Here is a 16,614-nt window from a genome sequence, read left to right on the forward strand (position 1 = left end):
CTTGATATGTACGAATCCCATTTCGGGCTAATTACTAAGCCGTTCCAGCTTAGTCCTGACCCCGATTTTTTCTTCTCCAGCAGCGGCCACAAACGGGCACTGTCGTACCTTCAGTATGGCCTTGGCCAGGGAGAAGGTTTTATCGTGATTACCGGCGAAGTCGGTACCGGTAAGACCACACTGATGCGCAACCTGCTGAAGAATATCGACAATCACAACGTGATTGCCGCCCAACTGGTGACCACCAAACTCGAAGCGGACGATCTGCTGCGAATGATCTGCAGCTCCTTTGGTTTACCGGCGGAAAACAAAGCCAAAGCGGTCCTGTTACAGCAGTTCCATGACTTCCTGCAATCGGCCTACCAGGCGGGCAAGCGGGTCTTGCTGGTGGTTGACGAGGCGCAAAACCTTCCGGCAGGCGCCATCGAAGAGCTGCGCATGCTGTCCAACTTCCAGATCACCGATGGACCGCTGCTGCAAAGCTTCTTGCTCGGACAGCCCGAATTGCGGGCGATCATCCAACAGCCCAGCATGGAGCAGTTTCGCCAGCGGATTATCGCCTCATGCCACCTCAAACCTCTGGCACCAGCCGAGGTCAAAGAGTACATCCTGTGGCGACTGTCGGTAGCTGGCTGGGCCCAAAATCCGAAGTTCTCCGATCTGAGCTTTGCGACGATCCACAAACATACCGGCGGGGTTCCACGCCGAATCAACATCTTCTGTGACCGCCTGCTGCTCTACTGCTTCCTCGAAGAACTCAATCTGATCAATGTGGAAGCGGTGAATACGGTTGCCGACGAGCTGGCCGAAGAGCTCAGCCCGCAGGTTTCGCCAATGCGCACCGCGGTTATCCCAGCAACACCCAGCGAACCGCAATCTGCCGTGGCAGCTCCAACCAATGCACAGGGAATCCCCACCGGGGTCGATATGGATCAACTGCAGGAGATTCACCACAAGATCGCCTCAATCAACGGCTATTTGAGCGAAACCCTCGAAGAAAAGATCGATATGATCCGTACGCTCGATAAAAAGCTCAAACAGAAGATTGCCGAACTGGACGACTAGTCATGACGAGTCCTGAGGCTGATCTGAGCCTTGAGAAAAATCCATAAGAAAGGGGCCGACAGGCCCCTTTTTCTCTTCCGATTCCAACTGCCCCTTCAGTGAGCACCACCTTGCTCAAGCTTTCGCCACAGCGAACCACCGCTCTTCTTATCGATTCGATCCAGCATCTTTTCATGGGCCTGCAGGTCCTGCTCTGAAAGCCCGGCAACCGCCAAGTTGTAGCGTCCGGCCTCGACACGCTGGATCGCCGTTGCCACACCATCGCCGTCGCCGCTGTGGCCCAACATCAGACTGGTCTGGCCACCGGTCATCATCAGGTAGACATCGGCAAGGATCTCCGAGTCTAACAGGGCGCCGTGTAGAGTCCGCTGCGAGTTATCGATCATGTAGTGCTTACAGAGCGCATCCAGCGTATTGCGCTGCCCGGGACGCATCTTGCGCGCCATCGCCAGGGTATCGAGCACGCCGGCCAGTTCCTCAACTCGGGAGGCCTGCGGATCAACCAGCATAAATTCATGGTTCAGGAAACCGACATCGAAGGGGGCGTTATGGATCACCAGCTCGGCACCACGAATAAATTCCTGAAATTCATGCATGATGTCGGAAAACAGCGGCTTATCTTCCAGAAACTCATTGGTGATACCGTGAACGGCGATCGCATCTTCCGGCACATCACGCTGCGGGTTGATATAGCGGTGGTAGGTCTTACCGGTCAGCTTACGATCGATCATTTCGACCCCACCGATTTCGATAATCCGGTGCCCTTCTCGGGGTTCAATGCCGGTGGTTTCCGTATCCAGTACTATCTGCCGCATCACTGATCTCTTCTATCAACTCGTTGGTTCCGGATTCTGCAAAGCACGAACCCGGGCGCTATCTTATCACAGCCCAACTGGCTACAATGCGCTGCTAATTTGGAGAATCACCTTGAGCGAAACCAAACAGATCCAAGCCTTTACCGACGGCTCGTGCCTCGGCAATCCAGGTCCTGGCGGCTATGGCGCACTACTTATCTATAAAGGGCACCGTAAAGAGTTAAGTCAAGGTTATCGCTTAACCACCAACAACCGAATGGAGCTGCTGGCCGCGATTGAAGCACTGGCGGCACTGAATGAGCCCTGCCAGGTGACGCTGACCACCGATAGCCAGTACGTCCGCCAAGGGATCACCCAGTGGATTCACGGCTGGAAACGCAAGGGTTGGAAAACTGCCGACAAGAAGCCGGTCAAGAACAAGGACCTATGGCAGCGGCTGGACGAACAGTGTAATAAGCATGAGGTCAACTGGCGCTGGGTCAAAGGCCATAGCGGTCACCCGGAGAACGAGCTAGTCGACGATCTCGCCCGTGAAGCCGCAGAGAACGGGCCTCATCTGGAAGATAGCGGCTTCAACGGCTGAATCCGTCGAAGCCATGCTCAGTTATGGGGTAACTCAGCCCCCATAAAGCGATTACTGATCGCCTCCTTAACCTGCCCCTCATTGCTGAGGAAGTAGTCAACAAATGCCTGTGCCGCCGGTGATAACCGTTTTTCGGCAGGATGAACCAGGCACCAGGTCCGCACGATCGGAAAAGACTCCACATCCACATCAACCAAGCAACCGGTTGCCAGCTCCAACGCCATGCTGAAGCGCGACAGCACCGAGATACCGAGTCCTGCCATGACGCCCTGCTTGATCGTCTCAGAGCTACCCAGCTCCATGGTCTGTTCCAGCTTCAGACCGTGCTCTTTAAAGTGATCTTCAATCGCTTTGCGTGAGCCGGAACCCTGCTCTCGAGTCAGAAAACGCTCTTGGATCAGGGCCTCAATCGAAACGTTCTTCTGGCCGGCCAATGGATGTCCAGGCGCCACGACAGGAAACATCGGGTTATCCAGAATCGGGTACACCTTCAGTTTCATATCGCGCGGCACCTGAGCCATCAGCACCAGGTCATCTTCGTTATTGGCCAGTCGCTGGACCACATTATTCCGGTTGGTAACCACCAGGCTCAGGTCGACATCCGGATAGTGGCGATTGAACTCACCGATCAGGTGGGGAGCAAAATACTTGGCGCTGGTTACTGTGGCAATGCGCAGATTACCGTGCATTCCGCCCTTCATCTGGGTCAACGCCATCTCCAGATTTTCCATCCGCTGGAACACATCGTGGCAGGCCTGCTGCAGCTCGCGACCGGCATCGGTCAAATAGAGCTTTTTGCCGATATATTCAAACAGTGGCAGCCCGACATGTTCTTCGAGCTGTTTGATCTGAATACTGACTGCGGGCTGAGTCAGGTGCTTCTCCTCTGCCGCTTTGGTATAGCTCATATGTCGAGCCACACACTCAAACAGCGACAGCTGGCGCAAGGTCATTTTCATCGCAGTCTCACGGTAATCAGTGTCAGAGACAAAACAGGGGCCAACAGGCCCCCGTTCACAGACTTAGGTTTGCGGCGAAATCAGCCGACAAACTTAATCATTACACCAGCAGCAACCGCCGAGCCGATAACACCGGCCACGTTGGGGCCCATCGCGTGCATCAGCAGGAAGTTCTGCGGGTTCGCTTCGAGTCCAAGCTTGTTGGAAACTCGCGCCGCCATCGGTACGGCCGATACACCAGCAGAACCAATCAGCGGGTTGATCGGCGTGCTGCTGAGCTTGTTCATCAGCTTCGCCATCAGGATACCCGCTGCGGTACCGATACCGAAGGCCACCATACCCAACAACAGGATGCCCAGCGTATTCAGGTCCAGGAACTTCTCAGCGCTCAGTTTGGAACCGACCGACAGCCCCAGGAAAATGGTGACAATGTTGATCAGTGCGTTCTGGGCGGTATCGCTCAGACGCTCGACCACGCCACATTCACGCATCAGGTTACCGAAGCAGAACATACCCAGCAGCGGCGCCGCATCGGGCAGCAGCATCGCAACCAGCAACAGCAGAACCAGCGGGAAGAAGATCTTCTCGGTCTTGCTGACGTGGCGCAGCTGAGTCATCTGCAGCTTACGCTCTTCCGGGTTGGTCAGCGCACGCATGATCGGCGGCTGAATCATCGGAACCAGCGCCATGTAGGAGTAGGCCGCTACCGCGATCGCACCCAGCAGATGCGGAGCCAGCAGGCTGGCCACGTAGATCGCCGTCGGACCATCGGCACCACCGATGATACCGATAGCGGCTGCATCTTTAATGCTGAAGTCCATCAGACCCAGCGAGGTCAGACCAACCGCACCCAACACGGTAGCAAAGATACCGAACTGAGCAGCAGCACCGAGGAACAGCGTCTTCGGGTTGGCCAGCAGCGGACCGAAATCGGTCATTGCCCCAACACCCATGAAGATCAGCAGCGGTGCTGCACCACTGGCGATGGCCACGGTGTAGAAGTTATACAGCATGCCGTTGTTGTAGCCCGCATCGGCTGCGGTCTGTACCGCCAACAGATGAGGAGCAGCACTGGCACCGGCATAAGCCTCTTTGATCGCTTTCGGATCGGCGCCCGCATCCAGGCCCAGCGCCTGGGCGATCGATGAGATCACCTCAGGGCCACCCAGATTCAGAGCATTTTCGACCGCCGAGAAAGCCAGACCCGCTTCCGGGATATTGGCCATGATGCCGCCAAACCCGATCGGAACCAGCAACAGCGGCTCAAAGTTCTTCTTGATCGCCAGGAACAACAGCAGCAGGCCGACGATGATCATCACCACCTGGCCCAGCTGAATATTGAACAGACCAGAGCTGGTGAACAGCAGGATCAGTTTTTCCATGATACCGCGCCTACCCTTATGCCAGAGTCAGCAGGGTGTCCCCTACTGCCACTGAGTCACCTTCTTTGACAGAAACGCTAGCGATCGTGCCGGACTTGGCGGCACGAACTTCGGTTTCCATCTTCATCGCTTCCAGGATGATCAGCACATCACCTTCTTCAACAACCTGGCCGGCAGAGACTTCAACCTTCCAGATGTTACCGGCCAACGGCGCGGCAACCGGCTCACCACCGGTCGGTGCCGGTGCGGCAGCAGGCGCTGCAGCGGCCGCCGGAGCAGCAGGCGCTGAACCCGTAGCAGCCAGGGCAGCAACGTCACCGCCTTCGGTAACCTGTACCACATAGCTCTGACCGTTAACGTTCACGGTGTAGACATCTTCCTGACCGGCAGGTGCGGCAGCGGCCGGAGCGGCAGTCGCATCTTCCAGGGTCGGTGCCGGCTCGAAGGCATCGGCATTGCCACGATTCTCGAGGAATTTCAGGCCGATCTGCGGGAACAGTGCGTAAGTCAGAACGTCATCGATTTCACGCTCACCGGACTCAAGGCGGAAGCCGTTCTTCTTGGACAGTTCGCGCAGCTCTTCAGTCAGCTTATCCAGTTCGGGCTCCAGCAGATCTGCCGGACGGCAGGTGATCGGCTCAGCACCGTCCAGCACGCGAGCCTGAAGCTCTTTGTTGAACTCAGCCGGTGCGGCACCGTATTCGCCTTTAAGAATACCGGCAGTCTCTTTTGAGATGCTCTTATAGCGCTCACCGGTCAGGACGTTGATAACCGCCTGGGTACCAACGATCTGGGAAGTCGGAGTAACAAGCGGGATCAGGCCCAGATCTTCACGAACGCGCGGAATCTCAGCCAGCACCTCGTCAAACTTATCCGCAGCGCCCTGCTCCTTGAGCTGGTTTTCCATGTTGGTCAGCATGCCGCCAGGCACCTGAGCAACCAGGATGCGGGAGTCGGTACCCTTCAGAGAGCCTTCGAACTTGGCGTACTTCTTCCGAACTTCACGGAAGTAAGCCGCGATCTCTTCGATCTTCTCCAGATCCAGTCCGGTGTCGCGATCGGTACCGGCCAGCGCGGCGACGACGGATTCGGTGGCGCTGTGGCCGTAGGTCATCGACATGGAGGAGATGGCGGTATCAACGCGGTCGATGCCGGCTTCAGCCGCCTTCAGGATGGTCATATCGGACAGACCGGAAGTCGCGTGGGCGTGCAGGTGCACTTCCAGATCGGTCTGAGACTTCAGTCGGGTAACCAGATCGTAAGCATCGTACGGGGTCAGGATACCGGACATATCCTTGATCGCGATGGAGTCTGCACCCATATCTTCGAGCTGACGGGCAAAGTCGACCCACATCTCGGTGGTGTGAACACGGCTCTTGGTGTAGGAGATGGTACCTTGAGCGTGACCGCCAACTTTCTTAACGGCCTGAAGCGCAGTGCCCATGTTACGGGCATCGTTCATCGCATCGAATACACGGAATACGTCAACACCGTTGGTGTGTGCACGCTCAACGAACTTGGTCACAACATCATCGGCGTAGTGGCGGTAACCCAGAATGTTCTGTGCCCGGAACAGCATCTGCTGTTTGGTGTTCGGCATTACTTTTTTCAGTTCGCGGATACGCTCCCACGGATCTTCACCGATAAAGCGGATGCAGGAGTCGAACGTCGCACCACCCCAGCTTTCCAGGGACCAATAGCCCACCTGATCCAGCTTCTCCGCAATCGGCAGCATATCTTCAATACGCATACGCGTTGCGAACAGAGATTGGTGCGCATCACGCAGCACAACGTCGGTAATACCCAGTGGTTTCTTAGTATCGGTCATGGTCACAGGCCTTTTATTTCCGAGTCATTCGAAGAGTTAGAATCTGAAGATGCTTAAATTCAAACGCATCACTTGCGAGGATGGCGCTCACGGTGCTGACGGATAGCCGCCGAAATCACCGCGATCAGTTGCACATTATCAATCACCGCAGCCGGTGCAGCTTTGGGTGCTGCTTTGGGAGCGGCGGGAGCCGGTTCAGGAAGGTACTTCCCGACCATCTTGGACATAAATCCGGTGGCATAAACCAGCAGGGTCAGGAATACGAACACAAAGCCCATGCCAAATACCATCAGCGTTAGACCTTCATTAATCAGGTTACCCGCTTCCATCCTTATCTCCTGCATCGATCTTTTTAGGTCTGCCAAGCCAGGTCAGCTTAGCCGGTTATAGTGGCGGAATAAGATAGCGACTACGGATCATAAAATATAATTAATATTATTGATATCGAAGATAAACAAAAATTTATCTATGAGACTGCGCTAACTATCCTTCGAAGGGGAAGCCGAAGAGGAGAGTCGCGGAAAGGGATAGATACGGGCGCTACCGGCCTTATCCGCCATCCCACCACGACTGGCACGACTGGCACGACTGGACTGTGCCACCGGCAGCGGAAAAACGAAGCGTCGCTTCCAGCTCTGCCCAACCGTCGCAGCCGCGCCGGTCTCTTTGCAGGCCGTCAGTATCCAGAAAGCGCCGTTGAGTGAGTGCGAGCGCTGCCCCCAACGCTCACAAAACTGCATTCGTTGCATCCAGCGGGCGCTATGCCAGGGCGGTCGAAAGAAGCCGGAATCGGCACGTTCAGACTTCATTTCCAGCAGCTTGAGCCAGTCCTGCATGCGTCGCCGGGCCATAAAGTGCCCAAGCCAAGGCACCTGTTCCGATTTTCGCTTCCACAATCGGTGCAGCCCCCAGAAACTATGCGGGTTAAATCCGATAATCACCAATCGGCCCCCGGGCCTTAACACCCTTACCGCTTCGCGCAAAGCATCATGAGGGCTGTGGGCAAAATCCAGGGCATGATGCAGCACCACCGCGTCTATACAATCATTGGCCAGCGGCAGGTTTTCCATATCCCCCACCAGCGAACATTCTGCCAGATCGGCGTCTGCCTCAGGCGCCAACATAAACCGATGGCCCGCCGGTGAACCCCGGGTCAGCTCGGGTAGATCGAGCACGCTGATCTGCAACAGATGGTAGCCAAACAACCGCGGCAGAACCTGATCCAACAGCGCCTGTTCGGTCGACAATAGCTGCTGACCGAGCTCGGTCTGAAACCACGCCTTAAGCGGTTGACGCAACTCGACCAGGGATGGAATGGAGGGCTTTGCTGAGGTTGCTAACATAACGGGCATAACCTGTTGTTTACCAGAGCCGGATGCCGATGCTCGATTCAACAGTCGACGACGAATCCGCAGGGGTGGCGATCCAGCAGAAAAGTGCGTCTAATTATAGGAGATTTCGGATTCCAAATGTCAGGAGACTGCACATGTTTCAACTGCACCCGCTACCCGCATTTCAGGATAACTATATCTGGATGCTGCAACGCCCTGATGCTCCCGGCCAGGTCGTTGCCGTCGATCCCGGTCAAAGCGCTCCTGTTTTACAGTGGTTGCAACAGCATCAGCTTCGTCTCGCCGCCATCCTGATTACCCACCACCATCCGGACCACACCGGAGGTGTCGCCGAACTGCTCGCCTCACAACCCAATGACAAGATTAAGGTCTATGGACCATCTGATTCTCCGTTTCAGGGAATCAACACTCCCCTTGATGACGGGGACCAGATTGAGCTGCTCGGCCAGAAACTCGACGTCAAACGCGTCCCGGCCCACACCCTGGACCATATCGCCTACTACACGCCCTACACTGATCCACAAGACCAAGTACAACTTTTTTGCGGCGACACCCTGTTCGTCGCCGGCTGTGGACGCCTATTTGAAGGCAGTGCCGAGCAGATGCATCGGGCGATGCAGTTTTTCCGCAGCCTGCCCGACCGCACCCAAATCTGTTGCGCCCATGAGTACACGTTAAGCAATCTCAACTTCGCCGCCGCGGTCGAACCTGAAAACCCAGACATTGCAGCCTGTATTGAGCGCTGCCAACAGTTGCGCCAACAAGCGCAACCGACGCTTCCCGGTCTCCTGGACGAGGAAAAGCGCATCAACCCCTTCATGCGCTACGACCAACCTGCCGTCATCTCTGCCGCCCAGAGCCGTGAGCCTGATGGCTGCGACGATGAAGCCGCGGTACTCGCCACCATCCGGCGCTGGAAGGACAACTTCTAAGCCGCCAATCCAGATCAATCGAGTAGCGGATTACTCCTTTGAACCCTTGACCAGGCAACCCCCGGCTCCCTAAACTGCGCACTGCATCAAAAATGCTAGCGCATTAATCATGGGGGCCACAGGGGATTGACCCGATCCGCCCGACTCAACACGCCGGGGTGGATGGTGAATTTACAGCCGAAATACTTAGCCTTAGTTATCTCAACCCTGCTGGTCAGCGGCTGTCAGACCCTGACGCAGCTGAGCCAAGACACTCAACCGGCATCCGCCCCCGACACCAAGCCTTCAGCCGTTTCGACTCAGGCGTCGACTCGGCCTTCGCTGGAACAACAGCTGGCCGTACCGGCTATCACCCCGGCTTACCAGCAGTTCAATGAAGCGGATCAGCCGACCACGACCAAGGTTGCCAAAGCGAATAAGACCGAAAGCACCGCGGTCAGCAACGACCTCTGGCGGCGTACGCGCGATCATTTCGCATTGGATCATACAATCGAGCAACCCCGCATCCAGGCACAGCTGAAGTGGTACAGCCGTCACCCCAAGTATCTGGACCGGATGGCTGACCGTGCCAGCCGCTACTACTATTACGTGCTCGAGCAGGTGATCAGCCGCGGCATGCCCGCCGAGCTGGCTCTGCTTCCCATCGTCGAGAGTGCCTACGACCCCTTTGCCTACTCCCACGGTCGCGCCGCCGGCCCCTGGCAATTCATCCCGATGACAGCCAAGCGCTTTAAACTGAAGCACAGCTGGTGGTATGACGGCCGCCGTGATATCCAGGCCTCGACCCAGGCTGCGCTGGATTATCTGGAGCTGCTCAATAAGCGTTTCGATGGCGACTGGCTGCTGGCACTGGCCGCCTACAATGCCGGAGGCGGCAATGTCTCCAAGGCGATCCGCAAGAACCGCGAACGCAACAAGCCAACCGACTTCTGGTCGCTGAAGCTCCCCAAAGAGACCAGCGCCTATGTCCCAAAACTGCTGGCTCTGGCCAAGCTGTTCGACAACCCGCAAGCCTACGGCCTGAGCCTGAAGCCGCTACCTAACCGGCCTTACTTTGCTGCCGTAGACACCGGCTCCCAGATCGACCTGGCTAAAGCGGCCGAGCTGGCGGAGATCAGCATCGAAGAGCTCTATCTGCTCAATCCCGGATTTAACCAATGGGCCACTGACCCGGAAGGCCCGCACCAGCTATTGGTACCGGTAGATAAAGCAGAAGGTTTCCGTCAGGCACTGAGCGAATACCCCCCTGCACAACGGGTTAGCTGGGCACGCTATAAGGTCCGTTCCGGTGACAGCTTGATCGCCATCGCCAAGCGTAACAACACCACCGTCGAAACCATCCGGACCAGCAACAAGCTGCGCGGCAATACAATTCGAATTGGACAGATGCTGCTGATTCCTAAAGCGTCGGCCAAGGCCGGTGTGTACGCCTACAGCCAGGGACAGCGGCAGCAGAAGAAAAATCAACGCATTGCCCTTCGCTCCGGTAAAGCCAAGCTCAGTTACCAAGTCCGCTCCGGCGACAGTTTCTGGAAGATCGCCCGTGCTCACGGGGTTGGCGTTCGACAGTTGGCAGCCTGGAATCAGATGGCCCCGGGTGATCCGCTCAGGATCGGTCAAAAACTGGTGATCTGGCAACCCGCCGGCACGGTTTCAAACCAAAATGTTGCTTCCGGCGACAGCCGTAAAGTGGTTCGCAAGATTGGTTACCGGGTTCGTTCCGGCGACTCCTTTGCTCGTATCGCCGGCAAATTCAATGTCAGTCTGAACGATATCAAGCGCTGGAACAGCAAAGCGGCCAAAGCCAAATATCTGAAGCCAGGACAGATGCTGACACTTTACGTCGATGTCACCCAGATCAGAAACTAGCGAAAAACCCGCGCTATTACCCGTTGAACAGTCCTATCGCGATACAACAAAAAAAGCCCCGCATCGGCGGGGCTTTTTTATCGTACTTGAGCTTCTAGTTTCTGAACTAAAAGTCGGGTATCAGGCCTGCTCTTTGCGATGTTCATCCAGGTGGGCAACATTGCTGGGCACCGAGGTTTCCTGAAGCCAGTTCAGCACCTCTTCGCTGCTCCTGAAATTGGGCGAACCAACCCAGATCGACGACATCAGATTGGCCAGTTCCAACAGCAATTGGCGATAGTGGTTGGAGAAAAGCCGATTGCCCAACCTTGAAGTAAACCAACGCAGAATCATCTTGCGCTCATTTTCTTGATTATGGTTTACATGCTCTTTGAGATGTTCCAGCAACTGCTCTAATCGCTGTCTATCATCAGGAGACAGATCAGCACTCATGGTCACCAGCTGTAGCTCTAACCACACATCTGAAAGAGATTTTAAGTCCTTGTCCATCGCTCGACTCTCACTGGACAGATCGTAACTGAGGTTCTTTTTTTATTACGATCGATTAACTAATTCCGCTCAGCTTCCCGCTAAACAACTACTTGGCCTATCTATGACCGTCCTTAGCCAATACAGTGCCTTAAAATTGATCAATCCCATATTGTGCCCTGACCGATAAAGAGTCAATAACACCGAGAGATTCTGAAGCCAAAACACTGCACTTCCAGGTGCTTATCTAAGCTACGGACATATTCATCTAAGCATAGTTCATGAATCACTATTTTGAGTATCGACCCAGATTCTCCCGACTTTACCAGATCGAAACTTTTTTTTTCGAAACATTACATTCCGTTAGTTACACAACAAGCTGTTTGAACAGGTGTTTTCTGGCATTTCCCACAGTATCGCTATACTCAAAGTATGCGAGAGAAGATTGATGTACTCTTTCGGCGAGCAAGGGGTGTGCAAGCAGAACAACCCTGCATGCCAATCAAGCGGGCGCTGATCCTATCGGGTGGTGGTGCTCGAGCGGCGTATCAGGTAGGCGTGCTCAAGGCATTGGCGGAAATCCTACCGGACGATGCACCCAACCCTTTCCCAATCATCTGCGGTACCTCTGCCGGGGCTATCAACGCATTATCACTGGCTTGCCATACGGGAAACTTCAGCGAAGCGGTGGCCGACCTGGAACAGATCTGGCAAGACCTCACACCGGCACAGATCTACAGAGCCGATCTATGGGCGCTGCTTCGCGGTTTTTCCCGCCTGGGCGCTTCGCTATTCAACGAAGGGGTGGGCCGGCACCGACCGCTATCACTGCTGGACAACAGCCCTCTACGGCAACTGATCGAAGACCGCATCCAGTTTGACCAGATTGATCTCGGCATTGCCCAGGGACAGCTTGACGCGGTATGCGTCACCGCAATGGGCTACAGCAGCGGGCAGTCGGTCAGCTTTTACCAGGGTAGCCCCCGTATCGTGCCCTGGGATCGACATCGTCGACACGGCAACCCCTGCAAACTCAGCGTCGATCACCTGATGGCTTCCTCGGCCATTCCAACCATCTTTCCGACCGTACGCATCAATCGTGAATATTTCGGTGACGGTGCGCTTCGTCAACTGGCTCCCATCAGCCCTGCTCTGCATATGGGGGCCGAGCGGGTCTTTGTTGTCGGTGTCAGTGGCAACCGTAACCCGCAGCACTGGGGCAAGCGCCGACGCACCCGCCATTCACCTTCAATGGCTCAGATCATGGGCCACCTGCTTGCCAGTGCCTTTATCGATTCGCTGGAGGGCGATATCGAGCGGCTGGAACGGATCAACCAGCTAATTGCTCTGATCGATCCCGACCAACGGGCTGAACAGGGGCTGCCGCTGAAACAGGTGGACAGCCTGGTCATCTCTCCCAGCAAAGAACTCGATAAAATTGCCGGTCAAAAAATTCGTTATCTGCCTCGAACCCTACGCTTCTTTATGCGCGCCGTCGGTGCAACGGCCAAAGGAGGCGGCGCAACGGCAGCCAGCTATCTGCTGTTTGCCCAACCCTTCTGCCAAGCGCTGATCGACCTGGGATACAAAGACACCATGTGGGAGCGGGACAGCATCAAGCGGTTCTTCTCAGAGCCCTGTCAGCTCCCCAGCAACGAAGATCCCTCCAAATCAGAGCTCGTTACCAGCAATCCCTAAAACCCATCCCAATCAAGCAGTTAGAAGCCACTTTGTTCTTCCATATCAAATAGTTATCCGACATATAACTATTTAAAATCGAAAAAACTAGATTAAAGTCAAGGCCGGACAAAAAACCACTTTACCCCCTCGGGAAAACCCGTATATTCAGGTCTGCATTCCGCGTAGCACAACAACGCTACCGTTATGTGAATACTGGGCACAACCGCCCTTTTGGCCTCATCTTTTTTTGCACCGCAGGCCAACAATAATAAACATGATGATGTAAGGAGCCTGAAATGATCATCGAATGCATCTGTAATGACGGTTTTGAAGATCAGCTGACTTCCAGCTACGAATACACAATCGTCAAAATGGGAAGCAACTCGGTATTAATCGAGAACGATCAGGGACAGACACGCTGGTACGGCACCCGCCGTTTCGAGTTCAAACTGGCCTAAGGCCATCTGAAACCAAAAAGCCGGGACTCAACCCGGCTTTTTTATTCGTCTCGCTCTCGATGAGAGCTCGATAGAATGACGCTATTCGCTAAACGCCCTCACCCACCTTGGTCGGTAAATTCAGCTTCAAGCCCCAGCTTTCAGCACGCGTTTGCGCCTGCTTTCGGAAGTGCTCGCGTACCAAACTACCTTCAGGCTTTTGCAGGTAGTACAGCAGCGTTGCCGCCTGCTCCGGAGTAACTCCCTGCGTCTCCCCCCACTGCTGAACATAGAGCGCCAAGCTATTACTGCTCAGATCCGGCAGCGCTTGCGGTAGCGGGACTTCTAAGGATTCACCTTCAATCACCCGGCGACACAACTGGCGGTAGTGGTGTTCGAAATCCGGAAACACCTCCGGTTTATCTTCGGTGCGCAACCGGAACCAATCGGTCGCCCGACCGGCAAAGTAGACCGCCGGATGACTCCAATCATGCTGCCTCGGTTGATCCGCGTGCTGACAGGCTTCCACATAGGCCCGCAACACTTCGGGAAGACCGTAATCGGCCAGATCGCGCTTCAATAACTGCAGAAATTCGGCGACGGTCGGCGGCCAGACAAAATTCTCTTTACAGCGATCGATCGCCTCGACAATATCGCGCTCGGTGTAGCCCCGAAGACTCAAGGCCCACTCGCGCTTGGCGACCCGCAGCTCCGACTCATCCTGAAACAGGCTCTTGAACTTGTGGCCGTAGATGGTCATCAGCCGTACAAACAGCATGTTGACCAACTGTTTGGTTTCAACCGGAATCGGATCAGTTGCCTGAGACTGAGCCCGATCACCAGTCGGTGTTGTGGATGTCCATTGCTGCTCGGGTGATCCGCTCACGCTTATCTTGTCGAGCACGTGTTTGATCTCTTTCACCGCTGCTCCCCTGTTGTTTCTCTTGGCTGTGCTGACGATATTGTTGCTGCTGGGCACTGATCCACTCCCGCGACACCCACTTCATAAAGGGCTGCTCCCAGGAGGTCTTGCGTTTGCCCTGCCCCAGATAGTAGGTCACGAACTGATCCACACAGGCCAGCGCAAAGGCTTCGGAGATATTGTTCTTGGCCAGTCGACGCAACGTATCAGCGCCGGGCTGCCAGTCATGGGCGATCTCGGCCAGTTGCTGTTTCTGCCGCTCCTGCCGTTCGAATAGCCGCTCCAGATCATCCTTGGGCCTGGCCCATCCGGTACTGCCACCGAAGCTTGGGGCGGGGCCTCGTCCAACCGAACTGCCGAGCACCGCCGACGGCTCTGAGTCGAGGCAATGATCCGGATTTCGGGCGGGCGTTTCCGCCATACTCGGCGCGATACTTTGCGGCTCGTCAGGCACGAGCGTTTCCTGACCCGCAGGTGCAGGCGCCTCAGCATGCTGATCCTGATCAGCGACTCCGGGCAACATCAGTTGAATGGCGCCATTGGCTTGAAACTGAGCTTCGATCACGCCAAATCCAACCAGCTCACTGGTCAGCTGAGCCAGGCGATCCTCATCCCAGAACGGCGCCAACAGCAACCACTCTCGTCGACGTAAGCGGACAACCAGCCGCTCTTCGCTATCGGGAGCACCATGGTGTTGTAGATACTGATGGTAGATCGCCAGCAACAGTGCCGGCTCAGCACCAAAACGCTGTCCCAGCGAGGGATAAAAAAGGATGGGAGATTCAGGAAACAGAGAACTCATCGACTACGCTACCAGGCAGCTCAGCACGAAGCCTCACGCAGATAAACCGCGTATACGGACCCGAGCTACCCTGTTGTTCAAAGCGTCGATGATAACACAAGCGATCGAACCAGCACCGCCTAAAAAACAGCGGCGCCGGGTCAACAGCAACGATTACTTCTGCTTCGAAACGAAGTCACTGACGGCGCGCAGCACGTCCTTGCGGCTGATCTGTCCGACCAGTTTTCCTTCACGCAATACCGGCATCCGGCGGCGACGGCCTTCGATAAACAGCTCAGACAACGAGATAATATCGGCGTCACTGGTCACCGTATCGACCTCTGCGGTCATAAAATCACCGACACAGCCACCATGCTCTTCTTCATGGTAAGTGTGCTGCAGAATCGCCTTCAGGCAGTCGACCTCGGACAGCATCCCGATCATCTCACCGCGGTCGTTCACTACCGGCGCACCGGAGATGTTGGACTCGGAGAAGATATTGATCGCATCGAACAGCTCGGTTTCCGGTTTAAAGGTAACCAGCTGAGTGGTCATGTAATCTTCAACCTTGACACTTCTTAGCATGTAACTGCTCCTTCTAGTTCTGCCGAGGCAGAGTTGGATCGCCGTCCCGTTCGACCGTCAGGGTCAAGACTCAGGCAAAAACGACCGTCTTGTTGCCGTGGACCAAAACCCGGTCCTCCAAATGCCAGCGCAGCCCCCGCGCCAGCACAGTTTTCTCTACGTCACGACCCTGCCGAACCATATCCTCGGCGCTGTCGTTATGGGTGATCCGAATCACATCCTGATCGATGATCGGCCCGGCGTCGAGCTCTTCGGTCACATAGTGGCAGGTGGCACCGATCAGCTTAACACCCCGCTCGTGGGCCTGGTGATAGGGCCGTGCACCGACAAAGGAGGGCAGGAAACTGTGATGAATATTGATCACCCGCGACGCATATTGCTCGCACAGTGCCGGCGGCAGAATCTGCATATAGCGCGCCAGCACGATGGTATCGATCTGATGCTCCTCGATCAGCTGCTCCATCGCCCGGAACGCGGGCTCCTTGTCGTTCTTATCGACCGGTACATGGTGGTAGGGAATATCATGCCACTCGACCATGCTGCGCAGATCATCATGATTCGAGATCACACAGGGAATCTCGCAATCCAGTTCGTTGCTGTGATAGCGGTACAACAGGTCCGACAGACAGTGGGCCTGCTTGCTGGCCAGCAACGCCACCCGCTTGGGTTTGCTTGAGTCGGTCAGCGACCAGTTCATATTGAAAGACTGAGCGATCGGCGAGAAAGACTCGCGCAACTCTTCGAGGGAGTAGGACAGATTGCGGGTACTGATCTCATAGCGCATGAAGAACCAGCCGCTGGAGCTGTCCGAGTGCTGGCTGGCTTCGGTGATCGAGCCGCCATGGCTAGACAGAAAATTACTGACCATCGCGACGATGCCAACCCGATCCGGGCACGAGATAACCAAACGGTAACGCGGTTCCATAAACCTCTAGCTCAACCTCCAAGCGCGGCCA

General features: G+C 55.6%; 17 protein-coding genes. 6 read left to right on the plus strand and 11 right to left on the minus strand.

Annotated elements, in window-relative coordinates; all coding sequences use genetic code 11:
- Window positions 1–6: 6 nt before the first annotated feature.
- On the plus strand, window positions 7–1,065 hold the full coding sequence (locus ACO05M_RS14290; RefSeq protein ID WP_421864202.1) for an XrtA/PEP-CTERM system-associated ATPase: 1,059 nt from the start codon (window positions 7–9) through the stop codon (window positions 1,063–1,065).
- A gap of 95 nt (window positions 1,066–1,160) precedes the next feature.
- On the opposite strand, the gene dnaQ is transcribed toward ACO05M_RS14290, so the two are convergent.
- Window positions 1,161–1,880, minus strand: a complete 720-nt coding sequence (gene dnaQ / locus ACO05M_RS14295) for a DNA polymerase III subunit epsilon (protein ID WP_421864204.1) — start codon at window positions 1,878–1,880, stop codon at window positions 1,161–1,163.
- Between the two features lie 112 nt (window positions 1,881–1,992).
- Between dnaQ and rnhA the strand changes: the two genes are divergently transcribed.
- On the plus strand, window positions 1,993–2,463 hold the full coding sequence (gene rnhA / locus ACO05M_RS14300) for a ribonuclease HI (RefSeq protein ID WP_421864207.1): 471 nt from the start codon (window positions 1,993–1,995) through the stop codon (window positions 2,461–2,463).
- Window positions 2,464–2,480: 17 nt separating this feature from the next.
- Here the strand turns inward: rnhA and ACO05M_RS14305 are convergent, their stop codons facing one another.
- The 5 genes from ACO05M_RS14305 to ACO05M_RS14325 all read right to left on the minus strand — a co-directional run bounded on the left by ACO05M_RS14305 (window position 2,481) and on the right by ACO05M_RS14325 (window position 7,975).
- Complete coding sequence (locus ACO05M_RS14305; protein ID WP_421864210.1) at window positions 2,481–3,422, minus strand: LysR family transcriptional regulator; 942 nt, start codon at window positions 3,420–3,422, stop codon at window positions 2,481–2,483.
- Window positions 3,423–3,502: 80 nt separating this feature from the next.
- Window positions 3,503–4,804 (minus strand): sodium ion-translocating decarboxylase subunit beta, encoded by a 1,302-nt coding sequence (locus tag ACO05M_RS14310; RefSeq protein WP_421864213.1) that lies wholly within the window; start codon window positions 4,802–4,804, stop codon window positions 3,503–3,505.
- 16 nt (window positions 4,805–4,820) lie between these two features.
- The gene (gene oadA, locus ACO05M_RS14315) at window positions 4,821–6,632 is read right to left on the minus strand and encodes a sodium-extruding oxaloacetate decarboxylase subunit alpha (protein ID WP_421864215.1); all 1,812 of its coding nucleotides are present in this window, start codon (window positions 6,630–6,632) and stop codon (window positions 4,821–4,823) included.
- A gap of 68 nt (window positions 6,633–6,700) precedes the next feature.
- Window positions 6,701–6,961, minus strand: coding sequence for an OadG family protein (locus ACO05M_RS14320; RefSeq protein WP_421864218.1), 261 nt, complete (start codon window positions 6,959–6,961; stop codon window positions 6,701–6,703).
- A 150-nt stretch (window positions 6,962–7,111) separates the two neighbouring features.
- Window positions 7,112–7,975, minus strand: coding sequence for a class I SAM-dependent methyltransferase (locus ACO05M_RS14325; RefSeq protein ID WP_421864220.1), 864 nt, complete (start codon window positions 7,973–7,975; stop codon window positions 7,112–7,114).
- Window positions 7,976–8,118: 143 nt separating this feature from the next.
- Between ACO05M_RS14325 and gloB the strand changes: the two genes are divergently transcribed.
- Both gloB and ACO05M_RS14335 read left to right on the plus strand, forming a co-directional pair.
- On the plus strand, window positions 8,119–8,916 hold the full coding sequence (gene gloB, locus ACO05M_RS14330) for a hydroxyacylglutathione hydrolase (RefSeq protein ID WP_421864223.1): 798 nt from the start codon (window positions 8,119–8,121) through the stop codon (window positions 8,914–8,916).
- Window positions 8,917–9,078: 162 nt separating this feature from the next.
- Complete coding sequence (locus ACO05M_RS14335) at window positions 9,079–10,785, plus strand: LysM peptidoglycan-binding domain-containing protein (protein WP_421864226.1); 1,707 nt, start codon at window positions 9,079–9,081, stop codon at window positions 10,783–10,785.
- A 120-nt stretch (window positions 10,786–10,905) separates the two neighbouring features.
- Here the strand turns inward: ACO05M_RS14335 and ACO05M_RS14340 are convergent, their stop codons facing one another.
- Complete coding sequence (locus ACO05M_RS14340) at window positions 10,906–11,217, minus strand: hypothetical protein (RefSeq protein ID WP_421864229.1); 312 nt, start codon at window positions 11,215–11,217, stop codon at window positions 10,906–10,908.
- Between the two features lie 531 nt (window positions 11,218–11,748).
- Between ACO05M_RS14340 and ACO05M_RS14345 the strand changes: the two genes are divergently transcribed.
- A complete protein-coding gene (locus ACO05M_RS14345; protein WP_421864232.1) occupies window positions 11,749–12,951 on the plus strand; it encodes a patatin-like phospholipase family protein in 1,203 nt (400 codons plus the stop codon).
- A 278-nt stretch (window positions 12,952–13,229) separates the two neighbouring features.
- The gene (locus tag ACO05M_RS14350; RefSeq protein WP_165839957.1) at window positions 13,230–13,391 is read left to right on the plus strand and encodes a hypothetical protein; all 162 of its coding nucleotides are present in this window, start codon (window positions 13,230–13,232) and stop codon (window positions 13,389–13,391) included.
- Window positions 13,392–13,479: 88 nt separating this feature from the next.
- Here ACO05M_RS14350 and ACO05M_RS14355 read toward each other — a convergent pair whose 3' ends face one another.
- The 4 genes from ACO05M_RS14355 to purU form a co-directional block, all read right to left on the minus strand.
- Complete coding sequence (locus ACO05M_RS14355) at window positions 13,480–14,256, minus strand: replication protein P (RefSeq protein ID WP_421864235.1); 777 nt, start codon at window positions 14,254–14,256, stop codon at window positions 13,480–13,482.
- Window positions 14,207–15,094, minus strand: a complete 888-nt coding sequence (locus tag ACO05M_RS14360) for a DnaT-like ssDNA-binding domain-containing protein (protein WP_421864238.1) — start codon at window positions 15,092–15,094, stop codon at window positions 14,207–14,209. Before ACO05M_RS14360 ends, ACO05M_RS14355 begins: the two co-directional genes overlap by 50 nt.
- Window positions 15,095–15,247: 153 nt before the next feature.
- Window positions 15,248–15,658, minus strand: a complete 411-nt coding sequence (locus ACO05M_RS14365) for a CBS domain-containing protein (protein WP_421864241.1) — start codon at window positions 15,656–15,658, stop codon at window positions 15,248–15,250.
- Window positions 15,659–15,728: 70 nt separating this feature from the next.
- Window positions 15,729–16,583: a formyltetrahydrofolate deformylase gene (gene purU, locus ACO05M_RS14370; RefSeq protein WP_421864244.1), complete on the minus strand. Its 855-nt coding sequence runs from the start codon at window positions 16,581–16,583 to the stop codon at window positions 15,729–15,731.
- Window positions 16,584–16,614 lie beyond the last annotated feature (31 nt).

The organism is Motiliproteus sp. (assembly GCF_965230735.1).
Taxonomy (GTDB): Bacteria; Pseudomonadota; Gammaproteobacteria; order Pseudomonadales; family Balneatricaceae; genus Motiliproteus.